The 18,863-nt window shown below is 55.5% G+C and carries 18 protein-coding genes and 2 tRNA genes; 13 read left to right on the plus strand and 7 right to left on the minus strand.

Annotation, left to right across the window (positions count from 1 at the left end; all coding sequences use genetic code 11):
• Positions 1 to 17 precede the first annotated feature (17 nt).
• Both ABIE02_RS21575 and ABIE02_RS21580 read left to right on the plus strand, forming a co-directional pair.
• Positions 18 to 94: transfer RNA gene (locus ABIE02_RS21575), tRNA-Asp, on the plus strand.
• Between the two features lie 50 nt (positions 95 to 144).
• Positions 145 to 220: transfer RNA gene (locus ABIE02_RS21580), tRNA-Trp, on the plus strand.
• 103 nt (positions 221 to 323) lie between these two features.
• Here ABIE02_RS21580 and hdfR read toward each other — a convergent pair.
• On the minus strand, positions 324 to 1,145 hold the full coding sequence (gene hdfR / locus ABIE02_RS21585) for an HTH-type transcriptional regulator HdfR (protein ID WP_032615217.1): 822 nt from the start codon (positions 1,143 to 1,145) through the stop codon (positions 324 to 326).
• Between the two features lie 118 nt (positions 1,146 to 1,263).
• Here hdfR and ABIE02_RS21590 point away from each other — a divergent pair, with 118 nt between their 5' ends.
• Positions 1,264 to 1,602 carry a DUF413 domain-containing protein gene (locus ABIE02_RS21590; protein WP_032615215.1) on the plus strand — a complete coding sequence of 113 codons (339 nt, stop codon included), beginning with the start codon at positions 1,264 to 1,266 and terminating at the stop codon, positions 1,600 to 1,602.
• Between the two features lie 25 nt (positions 1,603 to 1,627).
• Here ABIE02_RS21590 and ABIE02_RS21595 read toward each other — a convergent pair whose 3' ends face one another.
• A complete protein-coding gene (locus tag ABIE02_RS21595) occupies positions 1,628 to 3,148 on the minus strand; it encodes a YifB family Mg chelatase-like AAA ATPase (protein WP_230431069.1) in 1,521 nt (506 codons plus the stop codon).
• Positions 3,149 to 3,489: 341 nt separating this feature from the next.
• Between ABIE02_RS21595 and ilvL the strand changes: the two genes are divergently transcribed.
• The 7 genes from ilvL (at position 3,490) to ilvA (ending at position 10,044) form a co-directional block, all read left to right on the plus strand.
• On the plus strand, positions 3,490 to 3,588 hold the full coding sequence (gene ilvL, locus ABIE02_RS21600) for an ilv operon leader peptide (protein ID WP_023620831.1): 99 nt from the start codon (positions 3,490 to 3,492) through the stop codon (positions 3,586 to 3,588).
• An 86-nt stretch (positions 3,589 to 3,674) separates the two neighbouring features.
• Complete coding sequence (gene ilvX / locus ABIE02_RS21605) at positions 3,675 to 3,725, plus strand: peptide IlvX (RefSeq protein ID WP_196221615.1); 51 nt, start codon at positions 3,675 to 3,677, stop codon at positions 3,723 to 3,725.
• Positions 3,726 to 3,727: 2 nt separating this feature from the next.
• Positions 3,728 to 5,374 (plus strand): acetolactate synthase 2 catalytic subunit, encoded by a 1,647-nt coding sequence (gene ilvG, locus ABIE02_RS21610; RefSeq protein WP_336995235.1) that lies wholly within the window; start codon positions 3,728 to 3,730, stop codon positions 5,372 to 5,374.
• Positions 5,371 to 5,640 carry an acetolactate synthase 2 small subunit gene (ilvM, locus tag ABIE02_RS21615; RefSeq protein WP_032615208.1) on the plus strand — a complete coding sequence of 90 codons (270 nt, stop codon included), beginning with the start codon at positions 5,371 to 5,373 and terminating at the stop codon, positions 5,638 to 5,640. Before ilvG ends, ilvM begins: the two co-directional genes overlap by 4 nt.
• Before the next feature lie 16 nt (positions 5,641 to 5,656).
• A complete protein-coding gene (gene ilvE, locus ABIE02_RS21620) occupies positions 5,657 to 6,586 on the plus strand; it encodes a branched-chain-amino-acid transaminase (RefSeq protein ID WP_032615204.1) in 930 nt (309 codons plus the stop codon).
• Between the two features lie 60 nt (positions 6,587 to 6,646).
• Positions 6,647 to 8,497 carry a dihydroxy-acid dehydratase gene (gene ilvD / locus ABIE02_RS21625; RefSeq protein WP_032615201.1) on the plus strand — a complete coding sequence of 617 codons (1,851 nt, stop codon included), beginning with the start codon at positions 6,647 to 6,649 and terminating at the stop codon, positions 8,495 to 8,497.
• Positions 8,498 to 8,499: 2 nt separating this feature from the next.
• Positions 8,500 to 10,044: a threonine ammonia-lyase, biosynthetic gene (gene ilvA / locus ABIE02_RS21630; protein ID WP_098946308.1), complete on the plus strand. Its 1,545-nt coding sequence runs from the start codon at positions 8,500 to 8,502 to the stop codon at positions 10,042 to 10,044.
• Positions 10,045 to 10,071: 27 nt separating this feature from the next.
• Here the strand turns inward: ilvA and ilvY are convergent, their stop codons facing one another.
• Positions 10,072 to 10,962: an HTH-type transcriptional activator IlvY gene (gene ilvY, locus ABIE02_RS21635; RefSeq protein ID WP_164541149.1), complete on the minus strand. Its 891-nt coding sequence runs from the start codon at positions 10,960 to 10,962 to the stop codon at positions 10,072 to 10,074.
• Positions 10,963 to 11,114: 152 nt separating this feature from the next.
• Here ilvY and ilvC point away from each other — a divergent pair, with 152 nt between their 5' ends.
• A complete protein-coding gene (gene ilvC / locus ABIE02_RS21640) occupies positions 11,115 to 12,590 on the plus strand; it encodes a ketol-acid reductoisomerase (protein ID WP_280713608.1) in 1,476 nt (491 codons plus the stop codon).
• Between the two features lie 112 nt (positions 12,591 to 12,702).
• Here the strand turns inward: ilvC and ppiC (ABIE02_RS21645) are convergent, their stop codons facing one another.
• Complete coding sequence (ppiC, locus tag ABIE02_RS21645) at positions 12,703 to 12,984, minus strand: peptidylprolyl isomerase PpiC (protein WP_032615193.1); 282 nt, start codon at positions 12,982 to 12,984, stop codon at positions 12,703 to 12,705.
• Positions 12,985 to 13,033: 49 nt separating this feature from the next.
• The gene (ppiC, locus tag ABIE02_RS21650) at positions 13,034 to 13,315 is read right to left on the minus strand and encodes a peptidylprolyl isomerase PpiC (RefSeq protein ID WP_032615191.1); all 282 of its coding nucleotides are present in this window, start codon (positions 13,313 to 13,315) and stop codon (positions 13,034 to 13,036) included.
• 112 nt (positions 13,316 to 13,427) lie between these two features.
• On the opposite strand from ppiC (ABIE02_RS21650), the gene rep reads away from it, so the two are divergent.
• On the plus strand, positions 13,428 to 15,449 hold the full coding sequence (gene rep, locus ABIE02_RS21655; protein WP_077227600.1) for a DNA helicase Rep: 2,022 nt from the start codon (positions 13,428 to 13,430) through the stop codon (positions 15,447 to 15,449).
• A gap of 45 nt (positions 15,450 to 15,494) precedes the next feature.
• Here rep and gppA read toward each other — a convergent pair whose 3' ends face one another.
• On the minus strand, positions 15,495 to 16,979 hold the full coding sequence (gppA, locus tag ABIE02_RS21660; protein ID WP_032615186.1) for a guanosine-5'-triphosphate,3'-diphosphate diphosphatase: 1,485 nt from the start codon (positions 16,977 to 16,979) through the stop codon (positions 15,495 to 15,497).
• Between the two features lie 5 nt (positions 16,980 to 16,984).
• Complete coding sequence (gene rhlB, locus ABIE02_RS21665; protein WP_032615184.1) at positions 16,985 to 18,250, minus strand: ATP-dependent RNA helicase RhlB; 1,266 nt, start codon at positions 18,248 to 18,250, stop codon at positions 16,985 to 16,987.
• A gap of 144 nt (positions 18,251 to 18,394) precedes the next feature.
• Here rhlB and trxA point away from each other — a divergent pair, with 144 nt between their 5' ends.
• The gene (gene trxA / locus ABIE02_RS21670) at positions 18,395 to 18,724 is read left to right on the plus strand and encodes a thioredoxin TrxA (RefSeq protein WP_006179218.1); all 330 of its coding nucleotides are present in this window, start codon (positions 18,395 to 18,397) and stop codon (positions 18,722 to 18,724) included.
• Positions 18,725 to 18,863: the final 139 nt, after the last annotated feature.

Genomic DNA, 18,863 nt, shown 5'->3' on the forward strand with positions numbered 1-18,863 from the left:
TTACAGAAGTATTCGGTGGAGCGGTAGTTCAGTCGGTTAGAATACCTGCCTGTCACGCAGGGGGTCGCGGGTTCGAGTCCCGTCCGTTCCGCCACCTATTTAAACTAAGCCTGCTTTATTAGCAGGCTTAGTGGTAAGAAATTTAGGGGCGTAGCTCAGTTGGTAGAGCACCGGTCTCCAAAACCGGGTGTCGCGAGTTCGAGTCTCTCCGCCCCTGCCATATAAAGGATCCTTTGCTTCGGCAAAGGATTTTTTTTTGCGTCTAAGAAAGCCCAAACTTCCCTTTTTTAACCTCTTTGCGTTGCGTCCCTGCAACATTTCTCTTAATCCATCACATTGATTTTAAGCAGATCTTTAATTTGCCCTTGCTTGTCACTGTTCTGTAGCCAGATGGCATACAGTGGCCTCTGGAGCAGGACTGAATCCGTCACCGTATACAGGCCGGATTTCTGACTCGCCCAGCGCTGTGGTAACCAGGTGCAGCCTTTTAGCGATGCCAGTTGCTGGCAGGCTATCTCAGCGGAACTGGTGGTCAGGACCGGCACATCATCAATGGCAATCAAACCCGCCTCATGCGGCTGGAAATCAGGTCCCCACTCTAGTCGCAGATAATTCAGGTCGCTCTTCATGGCCGAAGGTTCAGCCGCATAAAGCCCCAAGGTAAATTGCCCGAGGATCTGGCTGCTAAATTCATCCATTTTCGGTGCTTCGGTGGTGATCAGCAGATCCAGCTGTCGTTCATGTAACTGCTTTACCAGCGACTGCCGCTGCGCAATGCGCGCCTCGAACTGTAGCTGCCCATAAGAGCGATACAAACGGCTAAGCCAGGGGCTTAGCATGCATTCCCACAAAGAGGCACTGGCACCAATAGAAAACTCATTATGCTTTGAGGTATGAGCTACTTCTTTACGCGCGGCCTGCCAGGTGTTCATCAGAGTCTCTGCATAGGGCAGAAGTTTTTCACCTGCGGGCGTTAAGCGAATGTTGTTGCGATGACGAGTGAAAAGGTTCACCCCAAGCTGATTTTCAAGCTGACGAATACGAAAGCTCACCGCCGACTGAGTCAGATAAAGCGCTTCTGCGGCGCGCCCGAAGTGGCGAGTTCTGCTCACTTCGAGGAAAGTTTTTAGCAATTCCGTATCCACGGTTTTCTCCGCAAAATAATTTGTCGTTATGATTTAAATGTTTTGTTGGACGCTCTGTCAAGCGTAACTAATACTCCGCGCCATAAATAGCTCGGCCAAAGATATAGGAGCGTGTAGGATGGCGGAAAGCTTTACGACGACTAATCGTTTTTTCGACAATAAAAATTATCCACGCGGATTTTCTCGCCATGGTGATTTCACCATCAAAGAAGCACAACTGCTTGAGCGCCACGGTTATGCCTTCAATGAACTGGATTTGGGAAAACGTGAACCCACCACTGAAGACGAAAAATCGTTTGTAGCCGTCTGCCGTGGCGAGCGTGAGCCGGTAACGGAAGCGGAGCGCGTATGGATCAAGTATATGGGCCGTATCAAGCGTCCAAAACGGTTCCATACTCTGTCTGGTGGTAAACCACAGATGGAAGGTGCAGAAGACTACACCGAGTCAGACGATTAAGAAAAAGGGGCTACGGCCCCTTTTTTCATCTCAGCATCTTTTGCAGGTGCAGCAGCAAGCGATCGATAGCGCGATAGCTCAGGGCTTCCTGCAGGTGCCTGCGTTCAATCGTTTCACTCTCTTCCAGATCGGCAATCGTACGGGCCACCTTCAACAGCCGCTGCCAGGCACGCACCGACAGGCCAAATCGGGTAAGGGTCTCTTCCAGCCACAGGGCGTCTTCTGCCGCAAGTAAGCAATACCTGCGTATCTCCGCATTATCCAGGTGAGCATTGAGTTTATGTTGTCTTACCCGCTGTCGCTCCTGCGCAGCAATCACTCTGTTTCGCACGGTGATGCTGGATTCTCCTTTGGTATGCGTCTGGCTTAATAACCCTGGCGGCGGTAGCGGAATCTCAAGCGATAAATCGAAGCGATCCAGAAATGGCCCCGATAAGCGCCCCAGATAGCGAAGCGTCTGCTCTGGCGAACAGCGATTATGGTTGCCTTGATAGTGCCCCGTTGGGCTGGGATTCATGGCGGCGATAAGCTGAAAGCGAGCGGGATAACTGATCTTTGCGCGGGTGCGGGAGATATTTATCTGCCCGGATTCGATAGGCTCGCGTAAGGCATCCAGTACACGTCTTTCAAACTCAGGTAACTCGTCCAGAAAGAGAATGCCGTTATGCGCCAGTGAGATCTCACCCGGCACGGGAATCGCGCCCCCGCCCACCATGGCCACGAGCGAGGCGCTGTGGTGCGGTGCGCGAAAAGGGCGCTGACGCCACTGCTTATACATCGATGAGGCGTTAACGAGGCTCAGGATTGCCGCACTCTCCAGCGCTTCATGGTTGCTGAGTGGCGGGAGCAGGCCATCAAGTCGGCTCGCGAGCATGGTTTTACCGGTACCAGGGGGGCCAATCAGCAGCAGATTGTGCGCGCCAGCCGCAGTGATCTCCAGCGCCCGTTTACCTTGTTCCTGACCGATGATATCTCTGATGTCCCGGTCGCTCTTTTCTATCGCGAATGGCTCCTGAACGGGCGCAGCCAGCTCGTGTCGGCCTTCAAGAAAGGCGCATACCTCCTGCAAATGCCCGGCCACCAGACAGCCTTTTTGTTCAATAAGGCTAACTTCGGCAGCATTATCATTGGCGACAATAATCTCTCTGCCAGCCTGAATGGCCGCCAGGGCACCCGATATTGCGCCGGGAACCCCTCTTAATGCGCCTGTAAGCGCCAGCTCACCCACGAACTCGTATGTGCTCAGTCTGGAACAGGAGAGCTGCTCAGAGGCAGCGAGAAGCGCAATGGCGATAGGTAAATCATATCGCCCGCCTTCCTTGGGTAAATCGGCAGGCGCCAGGTTGATGGTGATCTTTTTGGCCGGAAAGGTATAACCGCTATTGATGATTGCGCTGCGTACCCGGTCTCTGGCTTCCTTGACGGTGGTTTCTGGCAGGCCGACCAGGGTTAAGCCCGGCAGGCCATTACTGAGGTGAACCTCAACGGAAATCAGCGGCGCTTTGACGCCTAACGCAGCGCGGGTATAAACAACCGACAGTGACATAAAGACCCTCCTTGAAGCGCCACTATGTCACGGTGATGTGATGACTTTTACCGGCAAAGGGTGTTTTTACACGGCCTGTTCCTGAATATTTTTACGAAATTGTAATCTTTTCATCGTCATGGAAGCCCGCTCGCAGATCGTAATAAGCATTTCTTCTCGCCTCTCCTGCGCACAAAAAAGTGAAATTAATTCATTTTCTATTTTTGTCATAAAAAACAATGATATTTATCTAAATTATTAGCGAAATAAGAAAGTGGATTATAAAAAAATGTTGTGTTCGGTTCGATATCTGTGATAACTCTTTAGGTATTCCTTCGAACAAGATGCAAAAAGAACAGAAAATGACAGCCCTTCTACTAGTGATTAGCCTGGTCGTGATTAGCGTGGTGGTGATTATTATCCCACCGTGCGGGGCTGCACTTGGACGAGGAAAGGCTTAATAATCAAGCCTTAACGAACTAAGACCCCCGCACCGAAAGGTCCGGGGGTTTTTTTATGACCTTAAAACATAAGCGAGGAGCAGAACATGAGTAGTAGCACAAAATTCTGTTTCTCTCGATTTACGACGGGGAAGTAACTATGAATGGCGCACAGTGGGTAGTACATGCGTTGCGAGCGCAGGGAGTCGATACCATCTTCGGTTACCCGGGCGGCGCAATTATGCCGATTTACGATGCTTTGTATGACGGCGGCGTGGAACATCTGTTGTGCCGACACGAGCAGGGTGCAGCGATGGCGGCCATTGGCTATGCGCGTGCAACCGGGAAAACCGGCGTCTGCATGGCGACCTCCGGCCCGGGCGCAACCAACCTGATCACCGGTCTGGCTGATGCACTGCTTGATTCTGTTCCCGTGGTGGCCATCACCGGCCAGGTCGCTTCCCCTTTCATCGGCACCGATGCTTTCCAGGAAGTGGACGTTCTCGGTTTGTCACTGGCTTGCACAAAACACAGCTTCCTCGTGCAATCCCTGGAAGAGCTGCCGCGCGTCATGGCGGAAGCCTTTGAGGTGGCAAACTCAGGCCGTCCAGGCCCGGTGCTGGTTGATATCCCGAAAGATATCCAGGTTGCGTTAGGGGATCTGGAGCCGCACTTCTCCACCGTTGAGAATGATGATGCGTTTCCATTTGCAGAAGTCAGCGAGGCCAGCCAGATGCTGGCCCATGCGCAAAAGCCGATCCTCTATGTAGGCGGCGGAGTAGGGATGGCGCAAGCGGTTCCGGCCCTGCGCGAATTTATTGCCACTACCCGGATGCCCGCTGCCTGCACGTTAAAAGGGCTGGGCGCGGTGGATGCCGATTACCCGTACTACCTTGGCATGCTGGGGATGCACGGCACGAAAGCCGCCAACCTCGCCGTGCAGGAGTGTGACCTGCTGATCGCCGTGGGTGCGCGTTTTGATGATCGCGTAACCGGCAAGCTGAATACCTTCGCACCGAATGCCAAAGTCATTCATATGGATATCGACCCGGCAGAGATGAATAAGCTCCGCCAGGCACACGTGGCCTTGCAGGGCGATCTCAACGCACTGTTACCTGCGTTACAACAGCCTTTAGCGATCGATGCGTGGCGGCAGCATGCGGCAGAAATGCGCCGCGAACACGCCTGGCGTTACGACCATCCTGGCGACGCGATCTTCGCGCCGTTGCTGCTCAAGCAGCTGTCGGATCGCAAACCGGCCAACAGTGTTGTGACCACCGACGTGGGCCAGCATCAGATGTGGTCAGCGCAGCACATGACTTACATGCGCCCGGAAAACTTCATCACTTCAAGCGGCTTAGGCACGATGGGCTTCGGTTTACCAGCCGCGGTAGGTGCCCAGGTGGCGCGCCCGGACGATACGGTGATCTGTGTCTCTGGTGATGGCTCCTTCATGATGAACGTGCAGGAGTTGGGCACCATCAAGCGCAAGCAACTGCCGGTGAAGATCGTACTGCTGGATAACCAACGTTTAGGCATGGTGCGCCAGTGGCAGCAGCTCTTTTTCCAGGAGCGTTACAGCGAAACCACCCTGACCGATAACCCCGATTTCCTCGTTCTGGCCAGCGCCTTCGGCATTCCTGGCCAGCACATCACCCGTAAAGACCAGGTTGAAGCGGCACTTGATGAAATGCTGTCAAGCAAGGGGCCTTACCTGCTTCATGTCTCAATCGACGAACTTGAGAATGTCTGGCCGTTGGTGCCGCCCGGCGCCAGTAACTCACAAATGCTGGAGAAATTATCATGATGCAACATCAGGTCGCCGTGCAGGCTCGCTTCAACCCGGAAACGTTAGAACGTGTATTACGCGTGGTGCGCCATCGTGGGTTCCAGATATGTTCGATGAACATGGAAACCGCCACCGACGCGCAAAACATAAATATCGAATTGACCGTTGCCAGCCAGCGCCCCGTCGAATTACTGTTTAGCCAGTTGAGCAAACTGGTCGACGTCGCCCGGGTCGATATCCAGCAGCGTGCCGCTACATCACAAACACAACAAATTCGCGCCTGAGCGCAAAGGAAGAAAAATGACGACGAAAAAAGCTGATTTCATTTGGTCCAATGGTGAGATGATTCGCTGGGAGGACGCTAAAGTCCACGTGATGTCCCACGCGCTTCACTACGGTACGTCTGTTTTTGAAGGCATCCGTTGCTACGACTCACACAAAGGTCCGGTTGTGTTCCGTCATCGCGAACACATGCAGCGTCTGCGTGATTCAGCCAAAATTTATCGTTTCCCGGTTTCCCAGAGCGTGGATGAGCTGATGGAAGCTTGCCGCGCCGTCCTGCGCAAAAACAACCTGACCAGCGCCTATATTCGTCCTCTGGTATTTGTGGGCGATGTGGGTATGGGCGTCAACCCGCCAGCCGGTTACACCACTGATGTGATCATCGCCGCGTTCCCGTGGGGAGCCTACCTCGGCGCAGAAGCGCTGGAGCAGGGGATCGACGCGATGGTTTCCTCCTGGAACCGTGTGGCACCAAATACCATCCCGACCGCAGCAAAAGCGGGCGGTAACTACCTCTCTTCCCTGCTGGTTGGCAGCGAAGCCCGTCGCCACGGCTATCAGGAAGGTATTGCCCTGGATGTGAACGGCTATATCTCTGAAGGTGCAGGTGAGAACCTGTTCGAAGTGAAAGATGGCATTCTGTTCACGCCGCCGTTTACCTCCTCAGCCCTGCCGGGCATCACCCGTGATGCCATCATCAAGCTGGCGCAGGATCTGGGCATCGAAGTGCGCGAGCAGGTTCTGTCCCGTGAATCGCTGTACCTGGCCGATGAAATCTTTATGTCCGGTACCGCGGCAGAGATCACGCCAGTGCGCAGCGTTGACGGCATCCAGGTGGGCGAAGGCCGCCGTGGTCCGGTGACCAAACGTATCCAGGAAGCATTCTTTGGCCTCTTTACCGGTGAAACCGAAGATAAATGGGGTTGGTTGGATCAGGTTAATCAATAAGCATAAATATGGGACGGCACGCACCGTCCCATTTACCAGATAGACGGGAGTAAATAACGCATGCCTAAGTACCGTTCCGCCACTACCACTCACGGCCGCAATATGGCGGGCGCCCGCGCGCTGTGGCGCGCCACCGGAATGACCGACGCCGATTTCGGCAAACCGATTATCGCCGTGGTCAACTCTTTCACCCAATTTGTACCGGGTCACGTGCACCTGCGCGATCTCGGGAAGCTGGTTGCCGAGCAGATTGAAGCCTCTGGCGGCGTAGCGAAAGAGTTCAATACCATCGCCGTGGATGACGGGATCGCAATGGGGCACGGGGGCATGCTTTATTCACTGCCGTCGCGCGAGCTGATTGCCGACTCGGTGGAGTACATGGTTAACGCCCACTGTGCCGATGCGATGGTCTGCATCTCCAACTGCGACAAAATCACCCCGGGGATGTTGATGGCCTCCCTGCGCCTGAACATCCCGGTGATCTTCGTCTCCGGCGGTCCGATGGAAGCGGGTAAAACCAAACTGTCCGACAAGATCATCAAGCTCGACCTGGTTGACGCGATGATTCAGGGTGCTGACCCGAAAGTCTCCGACGAGCAGAGCGAGCAAGTTGAGCGTTCGGCGTGTCCGACCTGCGGCTCCTGTTCCGGTATGTTCACTGCGAACTCAATGAACTGTCTGACCGAAGCGCTGGGTCTGTCTCAGCCGGGTAACGGCTCGCTGCTGGCGACCCACGCCGATCGCAAAGAGCTGTTCCTTAACGCCGGTAAACGCATTGTTGAGCTGACCAAACGCTACTACGAGCAGGACGATGCCAGCGCGCTGCCGCGCAATATCGCCAGCAAAGCGGCGTTTGAAAATGCCATGACTCTGGATATCGCCATGGGCGGTTCCACCAACACCGTTCTGCACCTGCTGGCCGCGGCCCAGGAAGCAGAAATTGATTTCACCATGACCGACATCGACCAGCTGTCCCGCAAAGTGCCGCAGCTGTGTAAAGTTGCGCCGAGCACGCAGAAATACCACATGGAAGATGTTCACCGTGCGGGTGGCGTGCTGGGGATCCTCGGGGAGTTAGATCGCGCAGGGCTGATGAACCGTGACGTGAAAAACGTGCTCGGTCTGACGCTGCCGCAAACGCTGGATCAGTACGACGTGATGCTGACCAAAGACGAGTCCGTCAAAAAAATGTTCCGCGCCGGCCCGGCAGGTATCCGTACCACGCAGGCGTTCTCGCAGGACTGTCGCTGGGACACCCTGGATGACGATCGCGCGGAAGGCTGCATTCGCTCGCTGGAAAATGCCTACAGCAAAGATGGCGGCCTGGCGGTGCTTTACGGTAATTTCGCGGAAAACGGCTGTATCGTTAAAACGGCAGGCGTGGACGACAGCATCCTGAAATTCACCGGTCCGGCAAAAGTCTACGAAAGTCAGGATGATGCGGTGGAAGCGATCCTCGGCGGCAAAGTTGTGGCTGGCGATGTCGTGGTGATCCGCTACGAAGGACCGAAAGGCGGGCCGGGGATGCAGGAGATGCTCTACCCAACGACCTTCCTTAAATCTATGGGTCTCGGTAAAGCCTGTGCGCTGATCACCGACGGTCGTTTCTCAGGGGGGACATCCGGTCTCTCAATCGGTCACGTTTCGCCGGAAGCGGCCAGCGGCGGTAACATCGCGATCATCGAAGATGGCGATCTGATCGAAATCGACATTCCGAATCGTGGTATTCAGCTGAAACTGAGCCCTCAGGAAATTGCTGCCCGCCGTGAAGCACAGGACGCGCGTGGGGACAAAGCCTGGACGCCGAAAGATCGTCAGCGCGAAGTCTCCTTCGCCCTGCGTGCTTACGCTACCCTTGCCACCAGTGCGGATAAAGGCGCGGTGCGCGATAAATCCAAACTTGGGGGCTGATGATGGCCGAATCCCAACCTTTATCGTCTGCCCCTGAGGGGGCAGAATATCTCCGGGCGGTGCTGCGTGCGCCGGTCTATGAAGCGGTGCAGGTTACGCCGCTGCAAAAAATGGACAAGCTTTCTTCGCGGCTGGATAACGTCATTCTGGTGAAGCGTGAAGACCGTCAACCGGTACACAGCTTCAAACTGCGCGGTGCCTACGCGATGATGGCCGGGTTGACCGACGAGCAAAAAGCGCGGGGTGTGATCACGGCATCCGCGGGCAACCATGCCCAGGGCGTGGCGTTCTCTGCTGCGCGACTGGGGCTGAAAGCCCTGATCGTCATGCCAGTGGCAACGGCAGATATTAAAGTCGATGCGGTGCGCGGATTTGGCGGCGAAGTGCTGCTCCACGGTGCCAATTTTGACGAAGCGAAAGCCAAAGCCATCGATCTGGCGCAGCAGCAGGGCTTTACCTGGGTGCCGCCCTTTGATCATCCGATGGTGATTGCTGGCCAGGGCACGCTGGCGCTGGAGCTGCTGCAGCAGGATGCCCATCTCGATCGGGTGTTTGTTCCGGTCGGTGGGGGCGGGCTGGCGGCAGGGGTCGCGGTGCTGATCAAACAGCTGATGCCGCAGATCAAAGTCATTGCCGTGGAAGCGGAAGACTCTGCCTGCCTGAAGGCGGCGCTGGATGCCGGTCATCCGGTGGATCTCCCGCGCGTCGGGCTGTTTGCCGAAGGCGTGGCGGTGAAACGCATCGGGGATGAAACCTTCCGCGTCTGCCAGGAATATCTCGACGACATCATCACCGTTGATAGCGACGCTATCTGCGCGGCGATGAAGGACCTCTTCGAGGATGTGCGCGCGGTGGCAGAGCCATCCGGTGCGCTGGCGCTGGCGGGGATGAAGAAATACATCGCGCAGCACAACATTCGCGGCGAGCGTCTGGCCCACGTGCTCTCTGGCGCGAACGTTAATTTCCACGGTCTGCGCTACGTTTCCGAGCGTTGCGAGCTGGGGGAGCAGCGTGAAGCGTTGCTGGCGGTGACCATCCCGGAAGAGAAGGGCAGCTTCCTGAAGTTCTGCCAGCTGTTGGGTGGTCGTTCGGTGACGGAGTTCAACTACCGCTTTGCCGATGCCAAAGACGCCTGCATTTTTGTCGGGGTGCGCTTAAGCCGCGGTCTGGACGAGCGAAAGGAGATCCTCTCCTTGCTGCATGAAGGCGGTTACAGCGTAGTAGATCTCTCTGATGACGAGATGGCGAAGCTGCACGTTCGCTACATGGTAGGCGGGCGTCCGTCGAAACCGTTACAGGAGCGTTTGTTCAGCTTCGAGTTCCCGGAATCACCGGGTGCATTGCTGAAGTTTTTGCATACGCTGGGCACGCACTGGAACATCTCCCTGTTCCATTACCGCAGCCACGGCACCGATTATGGCCGCGTGCTGGCGGCGTTCGAACTGGGTGAGCATGAACCGGATTTCGAAACGCGCCTCAATGAGCTGGGTTACGACTGCCATGACGAGACCCATAACCCGGCGTTCAGGTTCTTCCTGGCAGGGTAAACGGCTCGTAGCCGGATAAGGCTCCGGCTAGTGGTTGGGCAGAATTTTCCAGAACGCATCAATAAGCGGCTCATGCAGCCGCTTTTTTTGTGCGCACACGCCAAGCTCGAACGGCGTTTTCTCGTCGCTGCGCTCTAAAATCATCACGCGATTGCGCACCGGTTCCGGGCTGTTCTCCAGCACCACTTCCGGCAGCAGCGCCACGCCGCAGCCGAGCGCCACCATCGAGACCATCGCCTCATGCCCGCCCACCGTCGCGTAAATCGAGGGATTACTGATTTTCTGCCGACGAAACCACAGCTCGATGCGGCGGCGTACCGGTCCCTGATCGGCCATGATAAAGGGCACCGTTGACCAGTCTGGTTTTTCCACCGAGACCTGATTGCGCACCGGACAAGGCAGCGCCGGGGCAATAAGCACCACCGCCAGATTTTCCAGCATCGAAAACGCCACTGCGCCCGGCAGGGTTTCCGGTTTCCCGGCAATGGCCAAATCCGCTTCGCCTGTGACCACTTTTTCCATCGCGTCGGCGGCATCACCGGTGGTGAGTTTGATCTCTACCGACGGATGTTCGGCGCGGAAGCGATCGAGAATAGGCGGCAGGTGGCTGTAGGCGGCGGTAACGGAACAAAAAATATGAAGTTCACCGGAAAGCGATGGCCCTTGCTGGTCGATGGTGTGGCGCAACTGCTGATACTGCAACAAGGTTTGCTGGGCGAACGTGCGCAGCTCTTCTCCGGCTTCGGTAAGCGTCACCGTGCGGTTGTCGCGCACAAACAGCGGCTGGCCAAGATCCTCTTCCAGGCGCTGGATCTGGCGGGAAAGCGTGGAGGGGCTGACGTGCATGGCGCGTGCGCTGCGGCCAAAGTGACGGCTTTCCGCCAGATGCAGGAACAATTTCAGATCGCGTAAATCCACTGATTCCACTCCCCGTTTTTACATTGCAGAAATTGCAACATGACGTTGTGAATATATCAATTTCCGCAATAAATTTCCTGTTGTAATGTGGGTACATTCTCGCTGAAAAGCGAACCGAACAATAAGACACACAACATCACGAGGTATCACCCATGGCTAACTACTTTAATACACTGAACTTGCGCCAGCAGTTGGCGCAGTTGGGCAAATGCCGCTTCATGGCGCGCGATGAATTTGCTGATGGCGCGAGCTACCTTCAGGGTAAAAAAGTGGTCATCGTCGGCTGTGGCGCACAGGGTCTGAACCAGGGCCTGAACATGCGTGACTCCGGTCTGGATATCTCCTACGCCCTGCGTAAAGAAGCCATTGCTGAGAAGCGCGCTTCATGGCGTAAAGCGACCGAAAACGGCTTCAAAGTAGGCACCTACGAAGAGCTGATCCCGCAGGCGGATCTGGTGGTTAACCTGACGCCAGACAAACAGCACTCTGACGTTGTACGTTCCGTACAGCCGCTGATGAAAGACGGCGCAGCGCTGGGCTACTCCCACGGCTTCAACATCGTTGAAGTGGGCGAGCAGATCCGTAAAGACATCACCGTGGTGATGGTAGCGCCTAAGTGCCCGGGTACTGAAGTGCGTGAAGAGTACAAACGTGGTTTCGGTGTACCAACGCTGATCGCGGTTCACCCGGAAAACGATCCGAAAGGCGAAGGCATGGCGATTGCCAAAGCATGGGCAGCGGCTACCGGTGGCCACCGTGCGGGCGTTCTGGAGTCTTCTTTCGTTGCGGAAGTAAAATCTGACCTGATGGGCGAGCAGACTATCCTGTGCGGTATGCTGCAAGCCGGTTCTCTGCTGTGCTTCGACAAGCTGGTGGAAGAAGGCACCGACCCGGCATACGCTGAGAAACTGATTCAGTTCGGCTGGGAAACCATCACCGAAGCGCTGAAGCAGGGCGGTATCACCCTGATGATGGATCGCCTCTCTAACCCGGCCAAACTGCGTGCATTCGCGCTGTCTGAGCAGCTGAAAACCATCATGGCACCGCTGTTCCAGAAACACATGGACGACATCATCTCCGGTGAGTTCTCTTCCGGCATGATGGCTGACTGGGCGAACGACGACAAAAACCTGCTGACCTGGCGTGAAGAGACCGGCAAAACCGCGTTCGAAACCGCTGCGCAGTACGACGGCAAAATCAGCGAGCAGGAGTACTTCGATAAAGGCGTTCTGATGATTGCGATGGTGAAAGCAGGCGTTGAGCTGGCCTTCGAAACCATGGTTGATTCCGGCATCATCGAAGAGTCTGCTTACTACGAATCACTGCACGAGCTGCCGCTGATCGCGAACACCATCGCCCGTAAGCGTCTGTATGAAATGAACGTGGTAATCTCGGATACCGCGGAGTACGGTAACTACCTGTTCTCTTACGCATGCGTACCGCTGCTGAAAGAGTTCATGACCACGCTGCAGACCGGCGACCTGGGTAAAGCGATTACCGAAGGCGCGGTAGATAACGCCCAACTGCGTGACGTAAATGAAGCGATTCGCAGCCACGAGATCGAGAAAGTGGGCCAGAAGCTGCGTGGCTACATGACCGACATGAAACGCATCGCGGTAGCAGGCTAAAAGCGCACGTCGGGTGGCATTTTGCTTACCCGGCCTGCAAAAGAGTTACAGTCCGGGTAAGGCGCAGCCGCCACCCGAAAAAAAGCCCGGAGTTCAAACTCCGGGCTTTTTATTAGTTACGGTACAGCACCTTAATGATGTGGTAACCGAACTGGGTGTGCAGCGGGCCGGTTGGCTCCAGCACCGGGCAAGAGAACACCACTTTATCGAACGCCGGAACCATCTGGCCCTGACGGAATTCACCTAAGTGACCGCCTTTTTTACCTGATGGGCAGGTGGAGTGCTTTTTCGCCAGCTTCTCGAAGTCGCCGCCGTTCTTGATCTGCTCCAGAAGCTCCAGAGCCAGTTTCTCTTCTTTTACCAGGATGTGCATTGCTGCCGCTGTTTTAGCCATGATCGTGCCTTGAAGGGTTGAGTTAAATCGGGGCGCAATATACCACGCGTTAGCTGCGGTACAGCACCTTAATGATATGGTAGCCAAATTTGGTTTTCACCGGGCCGTAAGGCTTGAGTAGCGGACAGCTGAAGACCGCCTGATCGAAGGGGCCGACCATCGCACCCTGCTTAAACTCACCTAAATCGCCGCCGTTGCGCCCGGAGGGGCATTTTGAATAGCGTTTTGCCAGGTGATCAAAGCTGATACCGCGCGCCAGTTTGGCGAGGATCTCCTGCGCCAGTTTTTCTTCTTTTACCAGAATGTGCAGGGCCGCTGCGCTCTTTTTCATGGTTCTGCTCTCGGGGTTGATCGCGTTTTCTTCACTTTATCATTAGCCGGTAAATCTGCGCCCGGCTTTCTGCTACAATCCCCACCCCGTTCGAAGATTGAGCAATATTCCCATGCGTTTAAACCCTGGACAACAACAAGCGGTCGAATTCGTTACTGGACCATGCCTGGTGCTGGCAGGGGCGGGTTCCGGTAAAACCCGCGTCATCACGAACAAGATCGCCCACCTGATCCGCGGCTGCGGCTATCAGGCACGCCATATCGCGGCGGTGACCTTTACCAACAAAGCGGCGCGCGAGATGAAAGAGCGTGTCGGGCAGACGTTGGGGCGTAAAGAGGCGCGCGGCCTGATGATCTCCACCTTCCATACCCTGGGGCTGGATATCATTAAGCGCGAATATGCGGCGTTGGGCATGAAGTCGAACTTCTCCCTGTTCGACGATACCGACCAGGTGGCGTTGCTGAAAGAGCTTACCGAAGGGCTAATCGAAGACGACAAAACGGTACTGCAGCAGTTGATCTCTACGATCTCCAACTGGAAAAACGATCTGATGAACCCCGAACAGGCCGCGGCAAGTGCCAAAGGCGAGCGGGATCGGATCTTCGCCCACTGCTATAGCCTGTATAACGATCATCTGAAAGCCTGTAACGTGCTCGATTTCGACGATCTGATCCTGCTGCCTACGCTGCTGCTGCAGCGCAATGAAGAGGTGCGCGAACGCTGGCAGAACAAGATCCGCTATCTGCTGGTGGATGAGTATCAGGACACCAACACCAGCCAGTACGAGCTGGTGAAGTTGCTGGTCGGGCAGCGCGCGCGTTTTACCGTGGTAGGCGATGACGATCAGTCGATCTACTCCTGGCGCGGTGCCCGTCCGCAAAACCTGGTCCTGCTGAGCAAAGATTTCCCGGCACTACAGGTGATCAAGCTGGAGCAGAACTACCGCTCATCCGGCCGTATTCTGAAGGCGGCAAACATCCTGATCGCCAATAACCCGCACGTCTTTGAAAAACGCCTCTTTTCTGAGTTGGGTTATGGCACTGAACTTAAAGTGCTGAGCGCCAATAACGAAGATCACGAAGCTGAACGCGTGGCGGGTGAGCTGATTGCTCATCACTTTGTGAATAAGACCAACTATAAAGATTACGCCATTCTTTATCGCGGGAATCACCAGTCGCGCGTCTTTGAAAAGATGCTGATGCAAAACCGCATTCCGTACAAAATCTCCGGCGGTACCTCGTTCTTCTCGCGCCCAGAGATCAAAGATCTGCTCGCCTACCTCCGCGTGCTGACTAACCCGGATGACGACAGCGCGTTTCTGCGCATCGTGAATACGCCGAAGCGGGAGATAGGCCCGGCAACGCTGCAAAAACTGGGCGAGTGGGCGATGACCCGTAATAAGAGCCTGCTGACTGCCAGTTTCGATATGGGTCTGAGCCATACCTTAACCGGGCGTGGCTATGAATCACTGACCCGCTTTACCCATTGGCTGCGCGAGATCCAGCAGTTGAGCGAGCGAGAGCCGATCGCAGCGGTGCGCGATCTGATCCGCGGCATCGACTATGAATCCTGGCTGTATGAAACCTCCGCCAGCCCGAAAGCGGCAGAGATGCGGATGAAGAACGTCAACCAGCTTTTTAGCTGGATGACCGAGATGCTGGAAGGGTCCGACATCGACGAGCCAATGACCCTGACCCAGGTCGTCACCCGTTTTACCCTGCGTGACATGATGGAGCGCGGCGAAAGCGAAGAAGAAGCGGATCAGGTGCAGCTGATGACCCTGCATGCCTCGAAAGGGCTGGAGTTCCCCTATGTCTATCTGGTGGGCATGGAAGAGGGCATTCTGCCGCATCAGAGCAGTATCGATGAAGATAACGTCGACGAAGAGCGCCGTCTGGCGTATGTGGGCATTACGCGAGCGCAAAAAGAGCTGACCTTTACGCTGTGTAAAGAGCGCCGTCAGTACGGGGAACTGGTGCGCCCGGAGCCGAGCCGCTTCCTGCTGGAATTACCTCAGGATGATGTGCTTTGGGAGCAAGAACGCAAAGTGATTACCGCTGAAGAGCGGATGCATAAAGGCCAGGCCAGTATCGCCAATATTCGCGCGATGATGGAGAAAGCAAAAAATCGTTAGTTAACAGGCCCGGTAAGCGTAGCGCTGCCGGGCATGTCATCAGGGTTATTGCGCGTCAAGTATCCAGTGCACATAGCTTTGCCACTGGCACTCCTGCACCAGCATTTCTGCCCCCAGCGGATGATTATCCAGCCACTTTTCCGGCAGGTTCAACGTCAGCTTTTCGCCTTCCGCCGTCAGGGTGATGGCGGGCAGCAAGTCGTCACGCCGACGGCTGGCAAAGAGGATCGCCAGACGCAGCAGGCGGCAGAGATGTTCCGCGACGCGCGGTGGTACCGCATTTTGCTGGTGGAGCGAAGAGAGATCGACAGGATTGGTCTGGTTCAACAGCAGCGTGGCTAACAGTTTTTTCTGCGCCGGAGTATAGCCGGGCAGATCGAGATTGCGTACCAGGTAGGCGGCGTGCAGCGGCGCCTGTTTGAAATCGACGCTCAGGCCGATCTCGTGCAACTGGCATGCGCTAACCAGCAGTTCGCGGCTGACCGGCTCCAGATGCCACTCGTTATCGACCTGATCGAGGAAACTGACCGCCAGGTTCGCAACCCGATGCGCCTGTTCGATATCCACCATAAACCGGCGCTGAATATTGCGTAGCGTATGGTTACGAATATCCTGATCGACGGCCAAATGCAGCATGCCGTAGACCAGACCTTCCCGTAACGCACCGCCCGCAAGGGTCATGCACTGAATATTCAGTTCGGTGAAGATGGCAATCAGGATCGCCAGCCCGCTGGGGAAAACCAGGGCGCGCTCAAGAGTTAGCCCTTCAATTTCCAGCTCTTCAAGACGGCCACAGTGGATTGCGCGCTGCTTTAACTGCTGCAGTTTCGCCAGCGTGATGCGCTCATCCATCCCTTGAGCCATCATGATTTCCTGTAGCGCCTGGACGGTACCGGACGCGCCAACGCAGACCTTCCAGCCGTGATAACGCAGCTCATCCGCCACCGGGCGCAGCACCTCGCGGGCAGCTTTTTCTGCCTCATCGAAGTTCTCTTGCGCCAGGTTGCGATCGCTAAAGTAGCGCTCAAGCCAGGTGACACAGCCCATTGATAAGCTGTTCAGGGAGGTGGCCTGGGCGCCGATACCCGTGACCAGTTCGGTGCTTGCGCCGCCGATATCCACCACCAGACGACGTTCGTCCCCGCCTGTGGTGTGCGCCACGCCCTGATAAATCAGGCGAGCTTCTTCTTCGCCGCTGATCACCTGCACCGGGCAGCCGAGGATCGCCTGCGCGGTGGCAATAAACTCACCGGCATTCACTGCCAGACGCAGGGTTGCGGTAGCAACGACACGGATTTGCTGAGGAGGAATGTCCTGCAGACGTTCGGCAAAGAGACGCAGGCATTGCCAGCCGCGCTCCATGGCTTCAGGAGAGAGATGATTATCCGCACTCAGGCCCGCCGCGAGACGGACCTTGCGCTTAATACGCGTTAGCGTCTGTATACTTCCCGCCACCTCGCGTACAACCAGCATATGAAAACTATTCGAACCTAAATCAATAGCTGCATAGAGCGAGGTGGACCGGAGCATAGTTTTTAGCCTGAACGACGACGGTTACGCGGTGCGCTGTTACGGCGCGGGCCATTGCCGGAACGGGCGCGCGTCAGGCGCTTCGCTGGCGGCAGTTCGCTTAATAGCGCTTCCGGGTTGTATTTACTCTGCGGAATCGAGTGACCGATATAGGTCTCAATCGCTGGCAGGTTCAGAGCGTACTCTTCACAGGCGAGGCTGATAGAGTGACCGCTGGCGCCCGCACGACCGGTACGACCGATACGGTGAACGTAATCTTCGCAATCATCCGGCAGGTCGTAGTTAAAGACATGGGTCACTGCCGGGATGTGCAGGCCGCGTGCCGCCACGTCCGTCGCCACCAGAATATCCAGGTCGCCACGGGTAAATTCTTCAAGGATGCGCAGGCGTTTTTTCTGCGCGACGTCGCCGGTCAACAGACCTACACGATGTCCATCCGCAGCCAGGTGGCCCCAGATATCTTCACAGCGGTGTTTGGTGTTGGCGAACACGATAGCGCGATCTGGCCACTCTTCTTCGATCAACGTTTGCAGTAAACGCATCTTTTCTTCGTTCGACGGATAGAAGAGTTCTTCTTTAATACGGTGGCCGGTTTTCTGTTCCGGTTCCACTTCGACGTATTCGGCGTTGTTCATCTGTTCGAACGCCAGCTCACGGACGCGATACGACAGCGTTGCCGAGAACAGCATGTTCAGACGCTGGTTAGCGGCAGGCATGCGACGGAACAGCCAGCGGATATCTTTAATAAAGCCGAGATCGTACATGCGATCGGCTTCATCCAGCACCACAACCTGGATAGCGCTGAGGTTGATGTGGTTCTGTTTAGCGTAATCGATCAGACGGCCGGTGGTGCCGATCAGAATATCGACGCCGCTTTCCAGCACTTTCAGCTGTTTGTCATAACCGTCACCGCCGTAGGCCAGGCCGAGTTTCAGGCCGGTGGACTGTGCCAGTGGCTCTGCGTCAGCGTGGATCTGTACCGCCAGTTCTCGCGTCGGGGCCATAATCAGCGCGCGCGGCTGGTTAACTTTGCGGTCAGCAATTGCCGGGTGAGAAAGTAAATAATGAAACGTTGACGTTAAAAACGCCATCGTTTTGCCAGTACCGGTTTGCGCCTGCCCTGCAACATCGCGACCTGCCAGCGTTAGCGGGAGGGCGAGAGCCTGAATAGGCGTGCAGTTATGAAACCCTTTATTTTCAAGGGCTTCGATGACTTTTGGGTGCAGGGCGAAGTCGGAAAACTTCTGTTCTGTTAAATGTGTTTTGCTCATAGTGTGGTAGAATATCAGCTTACTATTGCTTTACGAAAGCGTATCCGGTGAAATAAAGTCAACCTTTAGTTGGTTAATGCTACATCAACAGGTCGTTGATGGAAGCGAGATCAACGCGCCAGGCTTATTCCTGTGGAGTTATATATGAGCGATAAAATTATTCACCTGACTGACGACAGTTTTGACACGGACGTACTAAAAGCTGACGGGCTGATCCTCGTCGATTTCTGGGCTGAATGGTGCGGTCCTTGCAAAATGATCGCCCCGATTCTGGATGAGATCGCTGACGAATATCAGGGCAAACTGACCGTTGCTAAACTGAACATCGACCAGAACCCGGGCACCGCGCCTAAGTATGGCATTCGCGGTATCCCAACTCTGCTGCTGTTCAAAAACGGTGAAGTTGCGGCGACCAAAGTGGGCGCACTGTCCAAAGGTCAGCTGAAAGAGTTCCTGGACGCCAACCTGGCGTAAGGTTCTCGTCTGAGCGTCCAGAGTTTCTAAATTGTTTGGATCTCTGGACGCCCGGCTTGAGTCATGCTAAGTTACCTATGACTTCGTTTTAAACATACCTTGTTGTTTGAATCTTGTTTTACCCGATACTTCCCGTTGT

It is taken from the genome of Leclercia sp. 1548, from assembly GCF_050435045.1.
Classification (GTDB): Bacteria; Pseudomonadota; Gammaproteobacteria; order Enterobacterales; family Enterobacteriaceae; genus Enterobacter; species Enterobacter adecarboxylatus.

Coding starts and splice junctions, on each gene's coding strand:
- ABIE02_RS21590 (WP_032615215.1), top strand. CDS start 1,264: ATGGCGGAAAGCTTTACGACGACTAATCGTTTTTTCGACAATAAAAAT.
- ABIE02_RS21595 (WP_230431069.1), bottom strand. CDS start 3,148: ATGTCACTGTCGGTTGTTTATACCCGCGCTGCGTTAGGCGTCAAAGCG.
- ilvL (WP_023620831.1), top strand. CDS start 3,490: ATGACAGCCCTTCTACTAGTGATTAGCCTGGTCGTGATTAGCGTGGTG.
- ilvG (WP_336995235.1), top strand. CDS start 3,728: ATGAATGGCGCACAGTGGGTAGTACATGCGTTGCGAGCGCAGGGAGTC.
- ilvM (WP_032615208.1), top strand. CDS start 5,371: ATGATGCAACATCAGGTCGCCGTGCAGGCTCGCTTCAACCCGGAAACG.
- ilvE (WP_032615204.1), top strand. CDS start 5,657: ATGACGACGAAAAAAGCTGATTTCATTTGGTCCAATGGTGAGATGATT.
- ilvD (WP_032615201.1), top strand. CDS start 6,647: ATGCCTAAGTACCGTTCCGCCACTACCACTCACGGCCGCAATATGGCG.
- ilvA (WP_098946308.1), top strand. CDS start 8,500: ATGGCCGAATCCCAACCTTTATCGTCTGCCCCTGAGGGGGCAGAATAT.
- ilvC (WP_280713608.1), top strand. CDS start 11,115: ATGGCTAACTACTTTAATACACTGAACTTGCGCCAGCAGTTGGCGCAG.
- ppiC (WP_032615193.1), bottom strand. CDS start 12,984: ATGGCTAAAACAGCGGCAGCAATGCACATCCTGGTAAAAGAAGAGAAA.
- ppiC (WP_032615191.1), bottom strand. CDS start 13,315: ATGAAAAAGAGCGCAGCGGCCCTGCACATTCTGGTAAAAGAAGAAAAA.
- rep (WP_077227600.1), top strand. CDS start 13,428: ATGCGTTTAAACCCTGGACAACAACAAGCGGTCGAATTCGTTACTGGA.
- gppA (WP_032615186.1), bottom strand. CDS start 16,979: ATGCTCCGGTCCACCTCGCTCTATGCAGCTATTGATTTAGGTTCGAAT.
- rhlB (WP_032615184.1), bottom strand. CDS start 18,250: ATGAGCAAAACACATTTAACAGAACAGAAGTTTTCCGACTTCGCCCTG.
- trxA (WP_006179218.1), top strand. CDS start 18,395: ATGAGCGATAAAATTATTCACCTGACTGACGACAGTTTTGACACGGAC.